The organism is Pseudomonas sp. CH235, assembly GCF_004368175.1.
Classification (GTDB): domain Bacteria; phylum Pseudomonadota; class Gammaproteobacteria; order Pseudomonadales; family Pseudomonadaceae; genus Aquipseudomonas; species Aquipseudomonas paraglycinae.
Map to the genome: position 1 here is coordinate 1 of NZ_RRZJ01000028.1, position 16,196 is coordinate 16,196.

General features: G+C 59.9%; 18 protein-coding genes and 1 tRNA gene. 5 read left to right on the plus strand and 14 right to left on the minus strand.

Annotated elements, in window-relative coordinates:
• Positions 1 to 158: 158 nt before the first annotated feature.
• The 4 genes from EIY71_RS28610 to EIY71_RS22855 form a co-directional block, all read right to left on the minus strand.
• A complete protein-coding gene (locus EIY71_RS28610) occupies positions 159 to 323 on the minus strand; it encodes a hypothetical protein (RefSeq protein ID WP_007952178.1) in 165 nt (54 codons plus the stop codon).
• Between the two features lie 123 nt (positions 324 to 446).
• A complete protein-coding gene (locus EIY71_RS22845; RefSeq protein ID WP_134023238.1) occupies positions 447 to 869 on the minus strand; it encodes a glycine zipper domain-containing protein in 423 nt (140 codons plus the stop codon).
• A 137-nt stretch (positions 870 to 1,006) separates the two neighbouring features.
• Positions 1,007 to 1,375: a hypothetical protein gene (locus EIY71_RS22850; protein WP_011333227.1), complete on the minus strand. Its 369-nt coding sequence runs from the start codon at positions 1,373 to 1,375 to the stop codon at positions 1,007 to 1,009.
• A 310-nt stretch (positions 1,376 to 1,685) separates the two neighbouring features.
• Positions 1,686 to 1,874, minus strand: coding sequence for a hypothetical protein (locus EIY71_RS22855; protein WP_085748513.1), 189 nt, complete (start codon positions 1,872 to 1,874; stop codon positions 1,686 to 1,688).
• Positions 1,875 to 2,116: 242 nt separating this feature from the next.
• Here EIY71_RS22855 and EIY71_RS22860 point away from each other — a divergent pair, with 242 nt between their 5' ends.
• Positions 2,117 to 2,395, plus strand: a complete 279-nt coding sequence (locus tag EIY71_RS22860) for a hypothetical protein (RefSeq protein ID WP_134023240.1) — start codon at positions 2,117 to 2,119, stop codon at positions 2,393 to 2,395.
• A gap of 53 nt (positions 2,396 to 2,448) precedes the next feature.
• On the opposite strand, the gene EIY71_RS22865 is transcribed toward EIY71_RS22860, so the two are convergent.
• Both EIY71_RS22865 and EIY71_RS22870 read right to left on the minus strand, forming a co-directional pair.
• Positions 2,449 to 2,769: a YbjQ family protein gene (locus EIY71_RS22865; protein ID WP_085748512.1), complete on the minus strand. Its 321-nt coding sequence runs from the start codon at positions 2,767 to 2,769 to the stop codon at positions 2,449 to 2,451.
• A gap of 154 nt (positions 2,770 to 2,923) precedes the next feature.
• Positions 2,924 to 3,013 (minus strand) — tRNA-Ser (locus tag EIY71_RS22870).
• 307 nt (positions 3,014 to 3,320) lie between these two features.
• Between EIY71_RS22870 and EIY71_RS22875 the strand changes: the two genes are divergently transcribed.
• From EIY71_RS22875 to EIY71_RS22885, 3 genes are all read left to right on the plus strand, one after another.
• Entirely contained in the window at positions 3,321 to 4,010 is a 690-nt protein-coding gene (locus EIY71_RS22875; RefSeq protein ID WP_011333225.1) for a crotonase/enoyl-CoA hydratase family protein, read from the plus strand.
• A gap of 216 nt (positions 4,011 to 4,226) precedes the next feature.
• Positions 4,227 to 4,949, plus strand: a complete 723-nt coding sequence (locus EIY71_RS22880) for a 1-acylglycerol-3-phosphate O-acyltransferase (protein ID WP_134023242.1) — start codon at positions 4,227 to 4,229, stop codon at positions 4,947 to 4,949.
• A gap of 134 nt (positions 4,950 to 5,083) precedes the next feature.
• Positions 5,084 to 6,055, plus strand: coding sequence for a magnesium and cobalt transport protein CorA (locus EIY71_RS22885; protein ID WP_085748511.1), 972 nt, complete (start codon positions 5,084 to 5,086; stop codon positions 6,053 to 6,055).
• A gap of 39 nt (positions 6,056 to 6,094) precedes the next feature.
• Here the strand turns inward: EIY71_RS22885 and EIY71_RS22890 are convergent, their stop codons facing one another.
• The 3 genes from EIY71_RS22890 to EIY71_RS22900 all read right to left on the minus strand — a co-directional run bounded on the left by EIY71_RS22890 (position 6,095) and on the right by EIY71_RS22900 (position 10,280).
• Positions 6,095 to 6,817, minus strand: a complete 723-nt coding sequence (locus tag EIY71_RS22890; protein ID WP_007959955.1) for an amidotransferase — start codon at positions 6,815 to 6,817, stop codon at positions 6,095 to 6,097.
• 95 nt (positions 6,818 to 6,912) lie between these two features.
• The gene (locus tag EIY71_RS22895; protein WP_134023244.1) at positions 6,913 to 9,057 is read right to left on the minus strand and encodes a 3-hydroxyacyl-CoA dehydrogenase NAD-binding domain-containing protein; all 2,145 of its coding nucleotides are present in this window, start codon (positions 9,055 to 9,057) and stop codon (positions 6,913 to 6,915) included.
• Between the two features lie 17 nt (positions 9,058 to 9,074).
• A complete protein-coding gene (locus EIY71_RS22900; RefSeq protein WP_085748509.1) occupies positions 9,075 to 10,280 on the minus strand; it encodes an acetyl-CoA C-acetyltransferase in 1,206 nt (401 codons plus the stop codon).
• A 624-nt stretch (positions 10,281 to 10,904) separates the two neighbouring features.
• On the opposite strand from EIY71_RS22900, the gene EIY71_RS22905 reads away from it, so the two are divergent.
• The gene (locus EIY71_RS22905; RefSeq protein ID WP_085748508.1) at positions 10,905 to 11,690 is read left to right on the plus strand and encodes a cytochrome c; all 786 of its coding nucleotides are present in this window, start codon (positions 10,905 to 10,907) and stop codon (positions 11,688 to 11,690) included.
• A 14-nt stretch (positions 11,691 to 11,704) separates the two neighbouring features.
• On the opposite strand, the gene EIY71_RS22910 is transcribed toward EIY71_RS22905, so the two are convergent.
• The 5 genes from EIY71_RS22910 to EIY71_RS22930 form a co-directional block, all read right to left on the minus strand.
• The gene (locus tag EIY71_RS22910; RefSeq protein WP_007959971.1) at positions 11,705 to 12,514 is read right to left on the minus strand and encodes a transglutaminase family protein; all 810 of its coding nucleotides are present in this window, start codon (positions 12,512 to 12,514) and stop codon (positions 11,705 to 11,707) included.
• The gene (locus tag EIY71_RS22915; RefSeq protein ID WP_007959974.1) at positions 12,511 to 13,461 is read right to left on the minus strand and encodes an alpha-E domain-containing protein; all 951 of its coding nucleotides are present in this window, start codon (positions 13,459 to 13,461) and stop codon (positions 12,511 to 12,513) included. Before EIY71_RS22915 ends, EIY71_RS22910 begins: the two co-directional genes overlap by 4 nt.
• Positions 13,462 to 13,473: 12 nt before the next feature.
• The gene (locus EIY71_RS22920; protein ID WP_085748507.1) at positions 13,474 to 14,883 is read right to left on the minus strand and encodes a circularly permuted type 2 ATP-grasp protein; all 1,410 of its coding nucleotides are present in this window, start codon (positions 14,881 to 14,883) and stop codon (positions 13,474 to 13,476) included.
• Positions 14,884 to 15,361: 478 nt separating this feature from the next.
• A complete protein-coding gene (locus EIY71_RS22925) occupies positions 15,362 to 15,709 on the minus strand; it encodes a ribonuclease E inhibitor RraB (protein WP_007959978.1) in 348 nt (115 codons plus the stop codon).
• 210 nt (positions 15,710 to 15,919) lie between these two features.
• The gene (locus EIY71_RS22930) at positions 15,920 to 16,153 is read right to left on the minus strand and encodes a hypothetical protein (protein WP_007959980.1); all 234 of its coding nucleotides are present in this window, start codon (positions 16,151 to 16,153) and stop codon (positions 15,920 to 15,922) included.
• Positions 16,154 to 16,196 lie beyond the last annotated feature (43 nt).

Genomic DNA, 16,196 nt, shown 5'->3' on the forward strand with positions numbered 1-16,196 from the left:
CATCGCGATAGCTTTTACTTGCAAGACTTACTATTTGTTATCAAGAGACATGTGCAATTACTTTATTTAGTTTCAGATCAGAGTGCCCAAGTCGATTACCAAAATCTAAACGAACAACAGACGAAAATTAATGCAGGAGAATTGATGCATGCACCCAATCACTCATCATCATCAAAATCCTCATACTCAAGCTCTTCCTCACCCTCCAAAAGAGGAACCGTCGCATCATCCATCAACGACCCCGGGTCTTCATTCCCCGGGTCATTGATAAACGGCAATCCGCTCGGGCCTTTTTCTTCCTTGCCTTCGGTTTCGGGAGTCATGGCGCACCTCGTCAGTCGCATTCGTATACGACGTTCGAAAAGTATGGTCGCCATTCGTTCCAGCGCATGACGCGCAGGCACAAAAAACCCGGCATAAAGCCGGGTTTCCGTAGAACCGGTCACTCAACGATGACGGTTCTTGTATTTGTTCTTGTGCTTGTGACCACCGCCGGAGTGCGACTTGCCGCCATCGTCACCCAGGTTGTTGCCGACCGCGCCACCCGCTGCGCCGCCCAACCCTGCGCCGATAGTCGAACCGGTGGAGCCGCCGAGGCTGTTGCCGACGACGGACCCGCCTGCGGCGCCGAGGCCACCGCCAATGGCGGCTTCCGTGCGATTGCGTTTGTTCGCTCCGACGGCACTGCCGGCCGCGCCACCAACGCCAGCACCCACCGCAGCACCGGTGCTGCCGCCGAGTTGGCCGCCGACCACATTGCCCAACGCGCCACCCAATCCACCACCCACGGCGGCCGTGCCATCACCGGCGGCCATGGCGCCTTGGGCCACGAACAATCCCAAAACCAATGCGGATAATGTCAATCGCATACAGACCTCACAGGTCCCGAGTCGGGACGGTTCGCCCGCGGAGGGGGCTGCGTAGCATTGGAGGCGAATTCGGGAAAAACGTTCAGCAACGAAAAGGCCCGGCATAAAGCCGGGCCTTTTCAGTCACGCGTTGGCAATCAGTGACGCTTGTGACCCTTGGACAGATTGCTGCCCACTGCGCCACCGGCTGCGCCGCCCAGGCCAGCACCGATAGTCGCGCCGTTCTTGCCACCCAGGCTGTTACCGATAATCGAACCACCCGCCGCACCGACACCCCCGCCAATGGCCGCCTTTGTGCGGGCACCCTTCTTCGCTGCCAACGCACCGCCAGCTGCGCCGGCCAGGCCAGCGCCAATCGCCGCGCCGTTGCTGCCACCCATTTTTTGGCCAACCACGTTACCCAGCGCGCCGCCCAGGCCGCCACCCAGTGCGGCGGTACCGTCGCCAGCCATTGCACCTTGAGCAACCAGAAGCCCCAGAACCAGAGCAGGCAGAGTTAAACGCATGACGAAAAACCTCAACAGAAGGAATAAAAAAGGGCGCAGATTGAATGCTGTTGCCGCGGCAATGTCCAGCGTTGCAGCGCACTTGGCGCCGATTGGACAGCGAATACGGAAAAGGTTTTATGACGGGCAAAAAAAAGCCCGCTGGGGAGACGGGCTGGAGACTTGCTTTCTAACGGATGGCTTCACCCTACTCAGCCGGGTGTGAAAAGTTTGTGAAAGAAACCAAACGAATTTGCAATTTCTGTAAGGCATTTCTCAAATAAAAGAAACAAAAAACCCCGCTCAATGGCGGGGCCGTGTGGCATCCGGATTACTTCCTGGAACGTGCCGTCACCTTGGGCAGAAATTTTGCTTTAGGCCCCTTGGGTGCCGTGGACTTGATCTTGCCGGTCTGCACCGGATCCTCACCGAATCCGGCCTGATACTCCGTCTGGCCGCAGCGCACGCAATTGTTGAATGAAAACTCAGCCCCGTCGTCTTCGATGTACGGATCAGTCATCTCTTCACCCCTTTCCAAATGCGGGCCGACACCGGCAAACCCTTTTGCCTGAAAAAATATCGACCTCCAAGGCTTTTGAGACTAGCCGGTCATTCCTGGACTTGTGATTCAGATCACCCGAAGCCCGACGAATGGCCTAAGGAAATTAAACACATTGAGGAACCGTTGGTCCCACGCGGCTAAAGATTTGCGGCGACCGGCCGCTGCCCTTTTTCGTACGCAATGAATCTCAAGGAGAGAACATGGAAATCAAAGGATTCCCCACACTGCCCGTTGTAAAGCTCACGGATGAACAGATCGCCGCCGGCAAAGCCGGGGCGGAGAAACTCAAGGAAAAGATCGCTTCAGGTGAAATTGTCATCAAGCAGCCGACCGGACCGAGTCCGTTGCAGCCTGGCGTCATCTACCACCCGGACCCGGTTCAGCCAGTTCAACCAGGCGATACCCCGCCTCTCGTTGCGATCGATACACCGCTGACCTATGACTCGAAAGGCACTATCCTGCTCAAACCACGGGGCTGATTGTCAGCAAAGAGCCCATTCCGTTGAATGGGCTCACAAGCGGAAACCAATGCTCAGCGCAATTTGACCGCCGTACCGGTCGCAAACACCACTACCATGCCGCCCTTCCCTGCCGGCATGCTGATCTCGAAATCCACCCCGACCACCGCATCCGCCTGCAAGGCCCGCGCGCGCTCCCTGATCTCGTCAGTCGCCTGAACACGCGCCTCCTTCAACGCCCGCTCCAGCGTCTGCGAACGCCCGCCGAAAAAGTCCCGCATGCCCGCGAACATATCGCGAATCACATTCACGCCCTGCACCGACTCGGCACTGACGATGTCCAGATACGCCGTAATCTGCCGGCCTTCGATGGAGTGGGTGGTGGAAATGATCATGGAGGTCGTCCTTTTACTTGCCGGATAAAGCCGCGATTGTAATGCCCTGGCAAAGGGAAGCCGAACCGATCTCTGTGACCAAAAAAATCCGGACGCCAGAATGCACAAAACCCCTGGCTTCTTTCGAAACCAGGGATTTTGTTTACATCGAATTTGGCGGTGAAGGAGAGATTCGAACTCTCGATACAGTTTCCTGTATACACACTTTCCAGGCGTGCTCCTTAAGCCACTCGGACACTTCACCGTATCTCTTCAAACATGTTCTGTCTGTCGAGGCGCGCTAATGTAGTCGAAAGCTTTTCTGATGGCAAACTTTTTTTCAGAATTTTCATGCGGTTAAGAGAAAAAGTCGCTTCCACCTTCTAGGGGCCATGGCAATCCGGCCAATCTCGGGTGGGCGCAGCCCTTCTATATAGGTGCGCAGGCGTCAGGCGCGGGGCGTGTTGCAGCGCATCGGCCGGTAAACGGTGACTGGCGGGTCAGTCACAGTGCTTTACCTGACCGGCGACGGTGGGTAACGTCTGCCCATCTTTCTTATAAGGAATTGCGCCATGAGCGACCTGATTGCCTACCACCTCGAAGACGGTATCGCGACCCTGACCCTGAGCAACGGCAAGGTCAACGCCATTTCCCCGGACGTGATCGCGGCCTTCAACGCGGCGCTGGATCAGGCGGTGGCGGATCGTGCCATTGTGATCATCACCGGTCAGCCGGGCATTCTCTCTGGCGGCTACGACCTGAAAGTGATGACTGCCGGCCCTAAAGAAGCCGTGTCGCTGGTGACCGCCGGCTCGACCCTGGCCCGCCGCCTGTTGTCGCACCCGTTCCCGGTGATTGTTGCTTGCCCGGGGCATGCCGTAGCCAAAGGCGCATTCATTCTGTTGTCCGCCGATTACCGGATCGGTGTCGACGGCCCGTTCAGCATTGGTCTGAACGAAGTGCAGATCGGCATGACCATGCACCACGCCGGCATCGAGCTGGCCCGTGATCGCCTGCGTCGCTCGGCCTTCCACCGCTCGGTCATCAATGGCGAGATGTTCGATCCGCAAAGCGCAGTGGATGCCGGCTTCCTCGACAAAGTGGTCGCGGCCGAAGAACTGCAAGGCGCCGCCCTCGCCGCCGCGCGTCAGTTGAAAAAGATCAACATGACCGCACACAAGAACACCAAGTTGAAAGTGCGCAAGGCGCTGCTGGAAACCCTGGACAATGCGATCATCCAGGATCAGGAGCATCTGGGCTGACACCCGGCTCATACCGATTCAGAAAAGCCCGACCGTCGTGTCGGGCTTTTTCTTACGCGGCTTGTTGAAAACTCCGCGGCAGCTCTAGGACGCCTCTGACCAACAAGTCGGAAACATGCGCTTAAACATCGCCCATCTCCGGACTCTATAGCGGCAATTGCCGAAAACAGTGCACATCCGTACACTGCGCCACCTTTTGTCCCGATGGGCCTGAAAATGCTGTTTGTGTTTCGTATGTTATTGATGGGCCTGCACTTTATTCTGGCGGGGATACTCGGAGTGATCCTCGGGGTGTGCCGGCCATTCAATCCGGACAACAGTCGCCTGTGCGCCCGCCTCTATGCACTGCCGGCCATGTGCATTTTGCGTCTGCGAGTGAAGGCCGAAGTCGGCCCGTTGATGAACAAACCCGACAGCTGCGTGATCATCGCCAATCATCAGTCCAACTATGACCTGTTCGTGTTCGGCAACGTGGTGCCGCGTCGGACGGTGTGCATCGGCAAAAAGAGCCTGAAGTGGGTGCCGCTGTTCGGGCAGCTGTTCTGGCTGGCGGGCAATGTGTTGATCGATCGTGGGAACGCGCACAAGGCGCGCCAGTCGATGCTGACCACCACCGACACCTTGCAGCACAAAGACACCTCAATCTGGGTGTTCCCGGAAGGCACGCGCAACCTGGGTGAGGAACTGCTGCCATTCAAGAAAGGCGCGTTCCAGATGGCCATCGCCGCCGGGGTGCCGATCGTTCCGGTGTGTGTCAGCAGCTACATCAAGCACATGCGTCTGAACCGCTGGCACAGCGGGAAAGTTCTCATACGCTCGCTGCCGGCAATTCCTACCGTCGGCCTGACCATGGATGACATGCCCATGCTGATCAACCAGTGCCGCGAACAGATGCGCGAATGCATCGATGCGATGGACCGGCAGCTGCAAGCTGCGTGAAAAAGAAGCCCGCCCTGTGCGGGTTTTCTTTTGCCCGGTGAACTGTGCAGATTTCACTGACTCTCAAGCAGCGACACGGCTAAGCTGAAGCCATGTCTCCCCTGCCATCTGCCAAGAAGAAGTGAATCACCACCATGGGTCGAGTTGTTGCTGCTGCGGTTTACAGCGCTGGTAAGAAAGTCACCAATATTTCCCTCGACGAAGGCGCGGCCTGGGCCGCCAAGACCGGCCACTTCGTCTGGATCGGCCTCGAAGAGCCGAGCGCCCAGGAACTGTCCAACCTGCAACGTCAGTTCAACCTGCACGAACTGGCCATCGAAGACGCCCTGGAAAAGCACAGCCGGCCGAAGCTGGAAACCTTTGGCGACGCGCTGTTCATCGTCACCTACTCGCCGGTGCGCGAACACGGGATTCTGCAGTTCATCGAAACCCACATCTTCGCCGGCAAGGGCTACATCATCACTGCCCGCAATGGCCACTCGGCGTCCTACGCCCACGTCCGTCAACGCTGTGAGGCGCGGCCACTGTTGCTGGAGCACGGGGAAGATTTCGTACTGTATGCGCTGCTGGATTTCGTGATCGAAAACTATCAGCCGGTGGGCGAAGCGATCCACGCCGAGATCGATGAGCTGGAACGCAACGTGTTGTGCAGCGCATTGAATGAATACGACATCCAGAAACTGCACGGCCTGCGTCGCGACGTCCTGCGCCTGCGCCGTTACGCCGCGCCGATGGTGGAAATCGGCGAGGAGCTGCAGAAGCTGAGCTTTCCCTTCATCGACAAGAACATGCGCCCTTACTTTCGCGACGTGCAGATCCACGTGAATCGGCAGATGGAAGATCTGACCACCCTGGCCGATATCGCCAGCCAGACCATCGAAATCGGCGTGTTGCTAGAGGCGTCACGCCAGAGCGTGGTGCAACGCAAATTCGCGGCATGGGCGGCGATTCTGGCGTTCCCGACAGCGGTGGCGGGGATCTACGGGATGAACTTCCAGAACATGCCGGAGCTGAGCTGGCACTACGGCTATTTCGGCGTGCTGGGCTTTATCACGGTCGGCTGCGTGAGCCTGTGGGCGAGCTTCAAGAAATCCGGCTGGCTATAAGAAAAAACGCCCCCGTGTAAAACAAGGGGGCGTCTGGATTCAAGCAGCGGTCGGCTTGTGCGCCACGAAACGCATCATCCATTCCGCCACGGTGGTGCCGTGGTGCTGATGTTCCAGGCTGGCCACGCCCTTGCTGTACACCTGCTCGCCCAGCGCTTCCTGACGCAGATCCAGCAGCGCTCGCGAATAGTCGTGAATGAATTCCGGATGACCCTGGAAGCACAGCACCTGATCGTTGATGTGGTACGCGGCAAACGGGCAGAAATCGCTCGATGCAATCACCGTCGCGTTTTCCGGCAACGCCGTCACCTGATCCTGGTGGCTGATCAACAGCGTCAGCTCTTCACGCACCGGGCTCATCCACGGAGCCTTGGCCGCCAGTTTGTAGTTGTGGATGCCGACACCCCAGCCTTGCGTGGCGCGCTCGCTCTTGCCACCCAGCAGCAGCGCCAGCAGTTGATGGCCGAAGCACACGCCGAGCAGTTTGTCGCCGCGCTCATAGCGGGTCAGCAGGTATTGCTTGAGGGTCTGGATCCACGGATCGGTACCGAACGAGTCGGCCTTGCTGCCGGTAACCAGATACGCATCGAAGGTCAGGTCATCACTCGGATAATCGCCCTGCATCACGTTGTACACCGTAAACTCGGCGGCGATCGGCTGTTGCGAGAACAGGCGCTGGAACATCTGCCCGTAACCCTGATATTCATCGACCAGTTCCGGACGCAGGATGTCGGTTTCCAGAATGCAGATGCGTAGCGACATAAAAAATACCTGACACGTGATGGGAATAATGCACACCCCAGAGCCTGCCTTGAAACCACCCGGCAAGGCAAGCCCCGAAATGCGTCCCCACCCCGTTAGAACAACTCGCCCTTGGCAGCTTTTTCCAGCAGCAGCGCAGGCGGTGCGAAACGCTCACCGTACTGCTCCGCCAGATACTGCGCCCGGGCGACAAAGTCCTTCACGCCATATTGGTTGATGAACTGCAGCGCACCGCCCGTCCATGCCGCGAAACCGATGCCGAAGATCGAGCCGACGTTGGCGTCCGCCGTCGACGTCAGCACGCCCTCCTCCAAGCAACGCACGGTTTCGATGGCCTGCACGAACAGCAGTCGATCACGCACATCCTTCGGCGATATCTGCCCGTCGGCTTTCTCGAACCGGGTTTTCAGCTCGGGCCACAGATGTTTCTGCCCACCCGCCGGGTACTCATAAAAACCGCCTCCCGCTGCCTTGCCCGGCCGCTTGTATTCGTTGAGCAGCAAGTCAATCACGGCGAACGCCGGGTGCTCAATCAGCGGCTTCCCTTCTGCTTGAAGGTCTTTGGCCGTTTGCTGACGGATATGGCTCATCAGGCTGAGGGAAACTTCGTCAGAGATCGCCAACGGCCCGACAGGCATGCCGGCCTTGCGCGCTTCGGTCTCGATCATCGGCGCGCTGACGCCCTCACCCAGCATCGCAATGCCTTCATTGGTGAAGGTGCCGAATACTCGCGACGTGAAGAATCCGCGACTGTCGTTGACCACAATCGGGGTTTTCTTGATTTGCAGTACGAAATCGAACCCGCGTGCGAGGGTTTCGTCGCTGGTTTGCGCGCCCTTGATGATTTCCACCAGCGGCATCTTTTCCACCGGGCTGAAGAAGTGCAGGCCGATAAACTTGCTTTGATCCGGTACTGCGGTCGCCAAGCCAGTGATGGGCAAGGTCGATGTGTTGGAAGCAATCACAGCGTCGGCGCCAACCACCTGTTGCGCTGCTGCCGAGACCTTGGCCTTGAGTTGACGATCCTCGAACACCGCCTCGATGATCAGATCGCAACCCGCCAGATCGGCATCGCTTTCGGTCGGGTGAATAAGCGCCAGCACCGCTTCACGCTGCTGCGCAGTCATCTGCCCGCGAGCGACTTTCTTGTCCAGCAACGCCGCCGAATGCGCCTTGCCCTTTTCCGCAGCCGCGAGGTTAATGTCCTTGAGCACCACGTCGATCCCGGCCAATGCGCTGACATAGGCGATCCCGGCGCCCATCATGCCCGCTCCGAGCACGCCCACTCGCTTCGTCATATAAGGTGCAAAACCCTGCGGCCGTGAACCGCCGGCATTGATTTCATTGAGTTGGAACCAGAACGTGCCGATCAGGTTTTTCGAGATCTGGCCGGTGGTCAGTTCGGTGAAGTAGCGGGTTTCGATCAGGTGCGCCGTGTCGAAATCCACCTGCGCGCCTTCCACCGCCGCGCACAGAATCTTCTCCGGCGCCGGCAACGTGCCCTGGGTTTTGGTGCGCAGGATCGACGGCGCAATCGCCAGCATCTGAGCAACTTTCGGGTTCGACGGAGTGCCGCCGGGAATCTGATAACCCTTCACATCCCAACGCTGCACGGCCGCAGGATTGGCCAGAATCCAGGCCCGGGCCTTGGCCAGCAGCTCATCGCGATCCGCCGCCAGCTCATCGATCAATCCGGCCTGCAACGCCTGCTGCGGACGGACTTTCTTGCCTTCAAGCAAATACGGCAAAGCCTTTTCGATGCCCAGCATGCGCACCATCCGCACCACGCCACCGCCACCCGGCAACAGGCCGAGGGTCACTTCCGGCAAACCGAGTTGCACCGACGCATCGTCCAACGCAACGCGGTGGTGGCAGGCCAGGCAGATTTCCCAGCCGCCGCCGAGCGCCGCGCCGTTGATCGCCGCGACCACCGGTTTGCCGAGGGTTTCCAGGGTGCGCAACTGGCCCTTGAGGGTCAGCACCATGTCGTAGAAGGCCTTGGCTTCGGGCTTGCCGACCTTGATCAATTCATTCAGGTCACCACCGGCGAAGAAGGTTTTCTTGGCCGAGGTGATGATCACCCCGGCGATGTCATCTTTTTCCGCCTGCAATCGGGCGACGCTGTCGGCCATGGCCTCGCGGTATACCGCGTTCATGGTGTTGGCGCTCTGGCCCGGCATGTCGATGGTCAGGAGGACGATGCCGTCCTGGCCTTTTTCGTAACGAATGGCTTGGGTCATGACAGGATTCCTTGGGGTCAGAGGCGTTCGATGATGGTGGCGATGCCCATGCCGCCGCCGACGCACAGCGTCGCGAGGCCGTAGCGCAGGCGCCGGGCTTCCAGTTCATCGAGCAAGGTGCCGAGGATCGCGCAACCGGTGGCGCCCAGCGGATGGCCCATGGCGATCGAGCCGCCATTGACGTTGACCTTGTCCGGGTCGACAGCCATGTCCTTGATGAATTTGAGCACCACAGAGGCGAACGCCTCGTTGACTTCAAACAGGTCGATGTCCTCCACCCGCAGCCCGGCCTTGGCCAGCGCCTTGCGAGTGGCCGGCGCCGGGCCGGTGAGCATGATGGTCGGGTCGGTGCTGGTGACCGCCGTGGCGACAATCCGCGCCCGAGGTTGCAGACCCAACGCACGCCCCTTCGCTTCGGAGCCAATCAGCATCAGCGCCGCGCCGTCGACGATCCCCGAGCTGTTGCCCGGCGTGTGCACATGATTGATTCGCTCGACATGGCTGTAGACCCGCAATGCCGTGGCGTCGAAGCCCATCTGGCCGATCATTTCGAAACTCGGCTTGAGCTTGCCCAGGCCTTCAAGGGTCGACTCGGCGCGAATGAATTCATCGTGATCGAGCAGGATGATGCCGTTCTGGTCCTGCACCGGCACCAGCGACTTGCTGAACGAACCGTCGGCCCGGGCGCGGGCAGCTTTCTGCTGCGAGTGCAGCGCGTAGGCATCGACGTCCTGCCGGCTGAAGCCTTCAAGGGTGGCGATCAGGTCGGCGCCGACGCCTTGTGGTGTGAAGTGGCTGTGCAGGTTGGTTTGCGGGTCCAGCGCCCAGGCGCCACCGTCGCTGCCCATCGGCACTCGGGACATGGATTCGACGCCACCAACTACCACCAGGTCTTCGAACCCGGAGCGCACTTTCATCGCCCCCAGGTTCACCGCTTCCAGCCCCGAGGCGCAGAAGCGGTTGATCTGCACGCCCGCGACGCTGACGTCCCAATCAGCCACCTGCACGGCGGTCTTGGCGATGTCCGAGCCCTGATCGCCAATCGGCGTGACGCAACCGAGCACCACGTCATCGATCTGGCTGGTGTCCAGCGCCGTACGTGCCTGCAAAGCGGTCAGCAGCCCGGCCACCAGGTTCACCGGTTTGACGCTGTGCAGCGATCCGTCGGCCTTGCCCTTGCCACGGGGCGTGCGTAACGCGTCGAAAATCAAAGCTTGGGTCATGACGTCCTCGAACCTGTGCGGTGAGTGAAATTCGTACTGTCACTGTTGTCTTCGCAGGCCATCGATTCAATGACCACAGCGCTCAATGACGTTGACGCGCACGCTCAGACGGACGGTCATCCGTGGTTTGATTAACCGGTTCAGGTGCGCGAGCTGTCTAGCAAACGGGCGGCAAAGAAGCTGGCAATGGGCCTCATGCCTTTTTAATCGCGACAGGTAGCAAATACATACGAAATGGATCTAAGCGAAGCGTGACGCGGGCCCTAAGGTGAAGATGTACGTCGTTGTCGTCGGGTTTTGCCGAGACAGGCGTTCGCTACAGGAAGTGCAGCGCTTGCCGTCATGGATATGCAGGCAGGCATCAGGAAATAACAAAAAAGGCGGTCAAGCCATGTTCAAACAACCGAAAGTACGGCAAGCAGGGCTCATTCTTTTCGCCACGACGCTGTTGTTGATTCTGCCGAACCTGACCAAGGTCATCGGCTGATTCAAGCGGCAGGTATTGTTTATCGCCACTGAAAATGTGACTGGCCCGCTACCCGGGCCAGCGTGGCTGTGCCAACCTTTGCGCACTTCCACGACACGGACGGCGATCACTTGAAAACGCTCATTCTATTCGGGGCCATGCTGCTGAGCATGCCCCTGTCTGCCGCGCAGCTGAATCTGGAGCTGGGCGCGAACAGCCGCACCTGGCAGACCGAGGAGTTGCTCAAGCATCCTCAGGTACAAACCCTCACGGTCAAGAATGATGTGTCCTACAAGAAGGACATGACTTTTCGCGCCGTACCGATGGCCGCGCTGCTGACCGGCATCAAACCGGACGATCACCTGCAAGCCGTGGCACTGGACGGTTTTGCCGCAGAGCTGTCCGCCGCACCGCTACTGAACGACAAAGGCTCACGCGCCTGGCTCGCCATCGAAGATCCGGCGCAACCCTGGCCGCCGCTGTCGGAAGGCAAGCACAGCGCCGGGCCGTTCTATCTGGTGTGGACCGATCCGCAGGCCGGCAATATCAGCCCGGAACAATGGCCGTTCGAAGTGGCGAGCATCAAGCGCATGGCGCCGGTGGCCGAGCGCTTCCCTGCCCTGCTGCCGGATCCTGCGTTGAAGGCCGATGACCCGGTGAATCAGGGTTTTGCGCTGTTCCAGAAGAACTGCCTGGCCTGCCATCGCCTGAATGGCGCGGGCGATGCGCAGTTCGGGCCGGACCTGAATATTCCGTACAACCCGACCGAGTACTTCGGCGCGGACTTCCTCAAGCGCTACATTCGCGACCCACAGAGTCTGCGTCAGTGGCCGCAAGCGAAGATGCCAGGGTTTTCTGCCGAGGTGTTGCCGGATGCGGATCTGCAGAAGCTGATCGGGTATTTGCAGCACATGGCCGGGCGCAAGGTTGCGCCGGCCAAGTAATCCAATTACGCCGCTTACTGCTGCTGCACCGAGATGATTGGCGCTGGTGTCGGCGACACCAGCACTTTCGCGTGCATCTGCTCAGACCCGCCGCCCCGGCGCATGCCGCGCACCGGGCAGGCGTCGAGGTAATCCAGACCCACCGCCAGTTTCAGGTGCCGCTCCGGCCGCGCCAGCTCATTGGTCACATCAAAGCTGTACCAGGCGTCATCGATCCAGGCTTCGGCCCAGGCGTGACTGGCCAGATGCTCGCAATCCTCGCTGTACAGATAACCCGACACATACCGCGACGGCACACCGAGGCTGCGCGCGCAGGCGAGAAACGCGTGGGCGTGATCCTGGCAAACACCCGCCCGGCCGGCAAATGCCTCGGCGGCGCTGGTGTCGACTTCGGTGGCGCCCGGTTTGTAGGTCATGTGCTGGTTCAGCCCATGCATCAGGTCGATCAGTGCATTGCGGTCGCGTCGTTGCTTGCAGGACTTCTCGGCAAACGCCCGCAGCGCCTCGTCAGCCTCTGTCAGCCGGGTGAAACGCAGGAACGGCAGCGCCGACTGACTCTCGTGCTCCGCTTCGCGCAACTCGTCGATATCGACCTGCCCCCGGGCGCCGATGATGATCGCTTCGTGGGGCTCGTCCATGGTCAGCACGTGCAGGATGTTGCCGAACGGATCGAGCTGGGCACGCACCGGGCGCGGCAGGTCGAGCTGCCAGCTCAGCACGTGCTGACGCTCGCTGTCATGGGGCGTCAGGCGCAGGTACTGGATGCTCGCGCGCACCTGATCTTCGTAGTGATAGGTGGTCTCGTGGCTGATGGAAAGTCTCATGCGGCCTCCAGGTAGGAACTGTGAATGGCGTTGCCCAGCTGGCGCACCAGCGGGATAAATTCGGTGAGCCAGGCGTGCAGCCCTTCCTCGAGAATTTCCTGAATGCCGGTGTAACGCAGACGCGCGTCCATTTCCGCCGCCAGTCGTTGTGCAGGGCGACCGTTGGCCCCCGGCAGTTGCGCGAGAATCTGGTCGATCTCTTCGGTACAGGCACGCAGCGAACGCGGCACGTCGGCGCGCAACAACAGCAGCTCGGCCACATGCCGGGCGCCCGGCGCATCGCGATAAATCTCGGTGTATGCCTCGAACGATGACAAGGCTCGCAACAAGGCGCTCCACTGGTAATAGGCATGGGCAGTGCCGTCGCTGACAGCTTCCGCCTGATCGCCAGCCATTTCGTAACGGGCGTCCAGCAGGCGCAAGGTGTTGTCCGCCCGCTCAATGAATGTACCCAGGCGAATGAAACGAAACGCGTCGTTGCGCATGATGGTGCCGTAGGACGCGCCCCGAAACAGGTGCGAACGTTCCTTGATCCACTCGCAGAAACGGCTCATGCCATAACGGCTGAGGCCCTGATTGGCGATGCCGCGGATCTCCAGCCAGGTGGCGTTGATGTTCTCCCACATGTCGGCGGTGATTCGTCCGCGCACCGCATGGGCGCTGGCCCGCGCCGCGCCGAGGCAACTGTAGATGCTCGCCGGGTTGGCCGCATCGAGGGCGAAGAAATGCAGCAAGCGCTCGGCATGCAGCTCGCCGTGACGTTCCAGGTAATCGTCCAGCGTGCCGGTGATCAGCAACGGCATCGCCAGTTCGTGCAGACCGTCGCCACGGCCGTCCTGCGGCATCAGCGACAGCGAATAGCTGACATCGAGCATCCGTGCGAGGTTTTCCGCCCGCTCCAGGTAACGCGACATCCAGTACAGATCCGAGGCAGTTCTACTTAACATGGCAGGCTTCCTTCAATCCTCGACCACCCAGGTGTCCTTGGTTCCGCCGCCCTGGGATGAGTTCACCACCAGAGAGCCTTCACGCAGGGCGACACGGGTCAAACCGCCGGGCACGACCCGGGTTTCGCGGCCGGACAATACGAACGGACGCAGGTCGATATGGCGCGGCGCAATGCCGTTTTCGACAAAGGTCGGACAGGTCGACAGCGACAGCGTCGGTTGCGCGATGTACGCGTGGGGCTTGGCCTTGATCCGCTCACGGAACGCATCGATTTCCGCGGTCGTCGCCGCCGGCCCCACAAGCATTCCGTAACCGCCGGAGCCCTGGGTTTCCTTGACCACCAGCTCCGGAAGATTGGCCAGTACATGGGAAAGTTCAGACGGATTGCGGCATTGCCAGGTCGGCACATTCTTCAGGATCGGTTCTTCGTCGAGGTAGAAACGGATCATCTCGGTGACAAACGGGTACACCGATTTGTCGTCCGCCACGCCGGTGCCGATGGCATTTGCCAGCACCACGTTGCCCGAGCGATAGGACGACAGCAGCCCCGGCACGCCGAGCATCGAATCCGGGCGGAACGCCAGCGGATCGAGGAATGCGTCGTCGAGCCGGCGGTAGATCACGTCCACGGCTTTCGGGCCGTCGGTGGTGCGCATGAAGACCTTGTCGTCGCGCACGAACAGGTCCGCGCCCTCCACCAGCTCCACGCCCATTTCCCGGGCCAGGAACGCATGCTCGAAAAACGCGCTGTTGAACCGACCCGGCGTCAGCACCACGACACTCGGGTCGTCGATCGGGCTTGAGCTTTTCAGGGTGTCGAGCAGCAGGTTCGGGTAATGGTCGATGGGAGCGATGCGCTGGGCCGCGAACAGTTCGGGGAACAGGCGCATCATCATCTTGCGGTCTTCGAGCATGTAGCTCACGCCGCTTGGCGTGCGCAGGTTGTCCTCGAGCACGTAATACGTGCCGTCGCCGTCGCGCACCAGATCGACGCCGGAGATGTGCGAATAGATATCGCGGTGCAGGTCCAGCCCCTGCATCGCCAACTGATATTGCTCGTTGGCCAGCACCTGTTCGGCGGGAATGATCCCGGCCTTGATGATGCGCTGCTCGTGGTAAAGGTCGGCGAGGAACATGTTCAACGCCTTGACCCGCTGAATGCAGCCGCGCTCGACGATCCGCCACTCGCTGGCGGGAATGCTGCGCGGAATGGTGTCGAAGGGAATCAGGCGTTCTGTCCCTTGCTCGTCCCCGTAGAGCGTGAAAGTGATCCCGGCACGATGGAACAGCAGATCGGCCTCGCGCCGCCGCTGGGCCAGCAGTTCGTCAGGCGTTTCGGCCAGCCAGCGGGCAAACTCCCGGTAATGCGGGCGGATCTGGCCGCCGGCATCGTACATTTCATCAAAATAGGTGCGGATCATGCCGTACTCCTTGTCACCCCGGACATACAGGCCTTCGCAAGGCCCGTGCCATCGGCATAAACGCTTTGATTTCAATCGGTTGGATATTCACGTCACATGCACCGCACCATTCCTGTGCGGCAAATGCTCCAACCTGATCGCCCCCGCTTCATTGCGACGCAGTCCCGTCGCCTATCACCAGCATAGTCAGAGTTGATTTCACTGCTCGGTGCCGGCTGCGGATAATCCGCGCATCCGCTGCAAAAACGTCGCTGACGAAGTACGCAGCCCCACTGATCCGGCTTGCCTCGGCAGCCATCCCGGCCGTAACCCTGAGCGGTTTCCTCTCCTTGCGGTCTTCCCTTTCAGCCACCTTTTCAGGTGGCTTTTTTTTGCGCCGGTTTCTTGTTTCAGGGTTTTGCCATGGGGTGTTCAGGGGGGCAGAAACGACAACGGCCGACCCGAAGGTCAGCCGTAGCTCGACGTGTTGCGAGAGTGATCAGTTCAAACGGTGCCGGTTGCGGATCTCCTGTTTCACGCCCCAGCCTTCGATGATGCCGCCCAAGGGCTCGACCACCGCCGAAAAGCCCTGCTCGAAATCGCCAATGTCGTCGTAGGTTGCGTACATCACCTTGCTCAATTCCAGAGACCAGGCGCCGTCGTCGCGCGCACTGACCTGGGCATTGATGGATTCACCGCGAAATTTGCCTGCCGCCCTGCGCGCCCGCTCCTCGTCCGGGAAAATGGCGTAGAACTCGATGGGATGGAATCGGGAAAAATCGAAACCGCCTTCTTTCATGCGGCGCAGCACACTGCTGCTGATGTCTTCTTGATAGGCTGTGCTCATGAATCGTCCCCCTCGCATAGATGGATAGACTTTCCGTATTCCCTGCACTGGCCCAACGGGCCCGGGTGCTTACGGCAACCGCGTTGCCGGCGGGAAACAAGCATGTAGCTGACAAGACCAGACCTTAGCGATCCGTTCGCTGATCTCGCTTGCAGAGTAGCCCCAAGATAGAGCCGCTGCCAAGGCCTGGTACATGAAGAAAATGAAGATTCAGATTGGGGTGATGCTGCGGATTTCGATGCTGTTCTGGGTTTTCAGGCTTTTCACGCCGGCATCGGCGGTGCGCCCTTCCAGATCGTTCAGGTCAAGCTCGGCGGCGACCGGCAACAACCGTTCCTTGATGAGGCGGGCTGCCCGTTCATGGCTGGGGCATTCCTCGCACTCGAAGACTTCGTCGATCGTTTCACCATGATCGTCCACGAAAGTGACTTTCCACTTTGACATCGGAGCCTCCTCGATCAAACCCGCAAATGGGCTTACACCTATC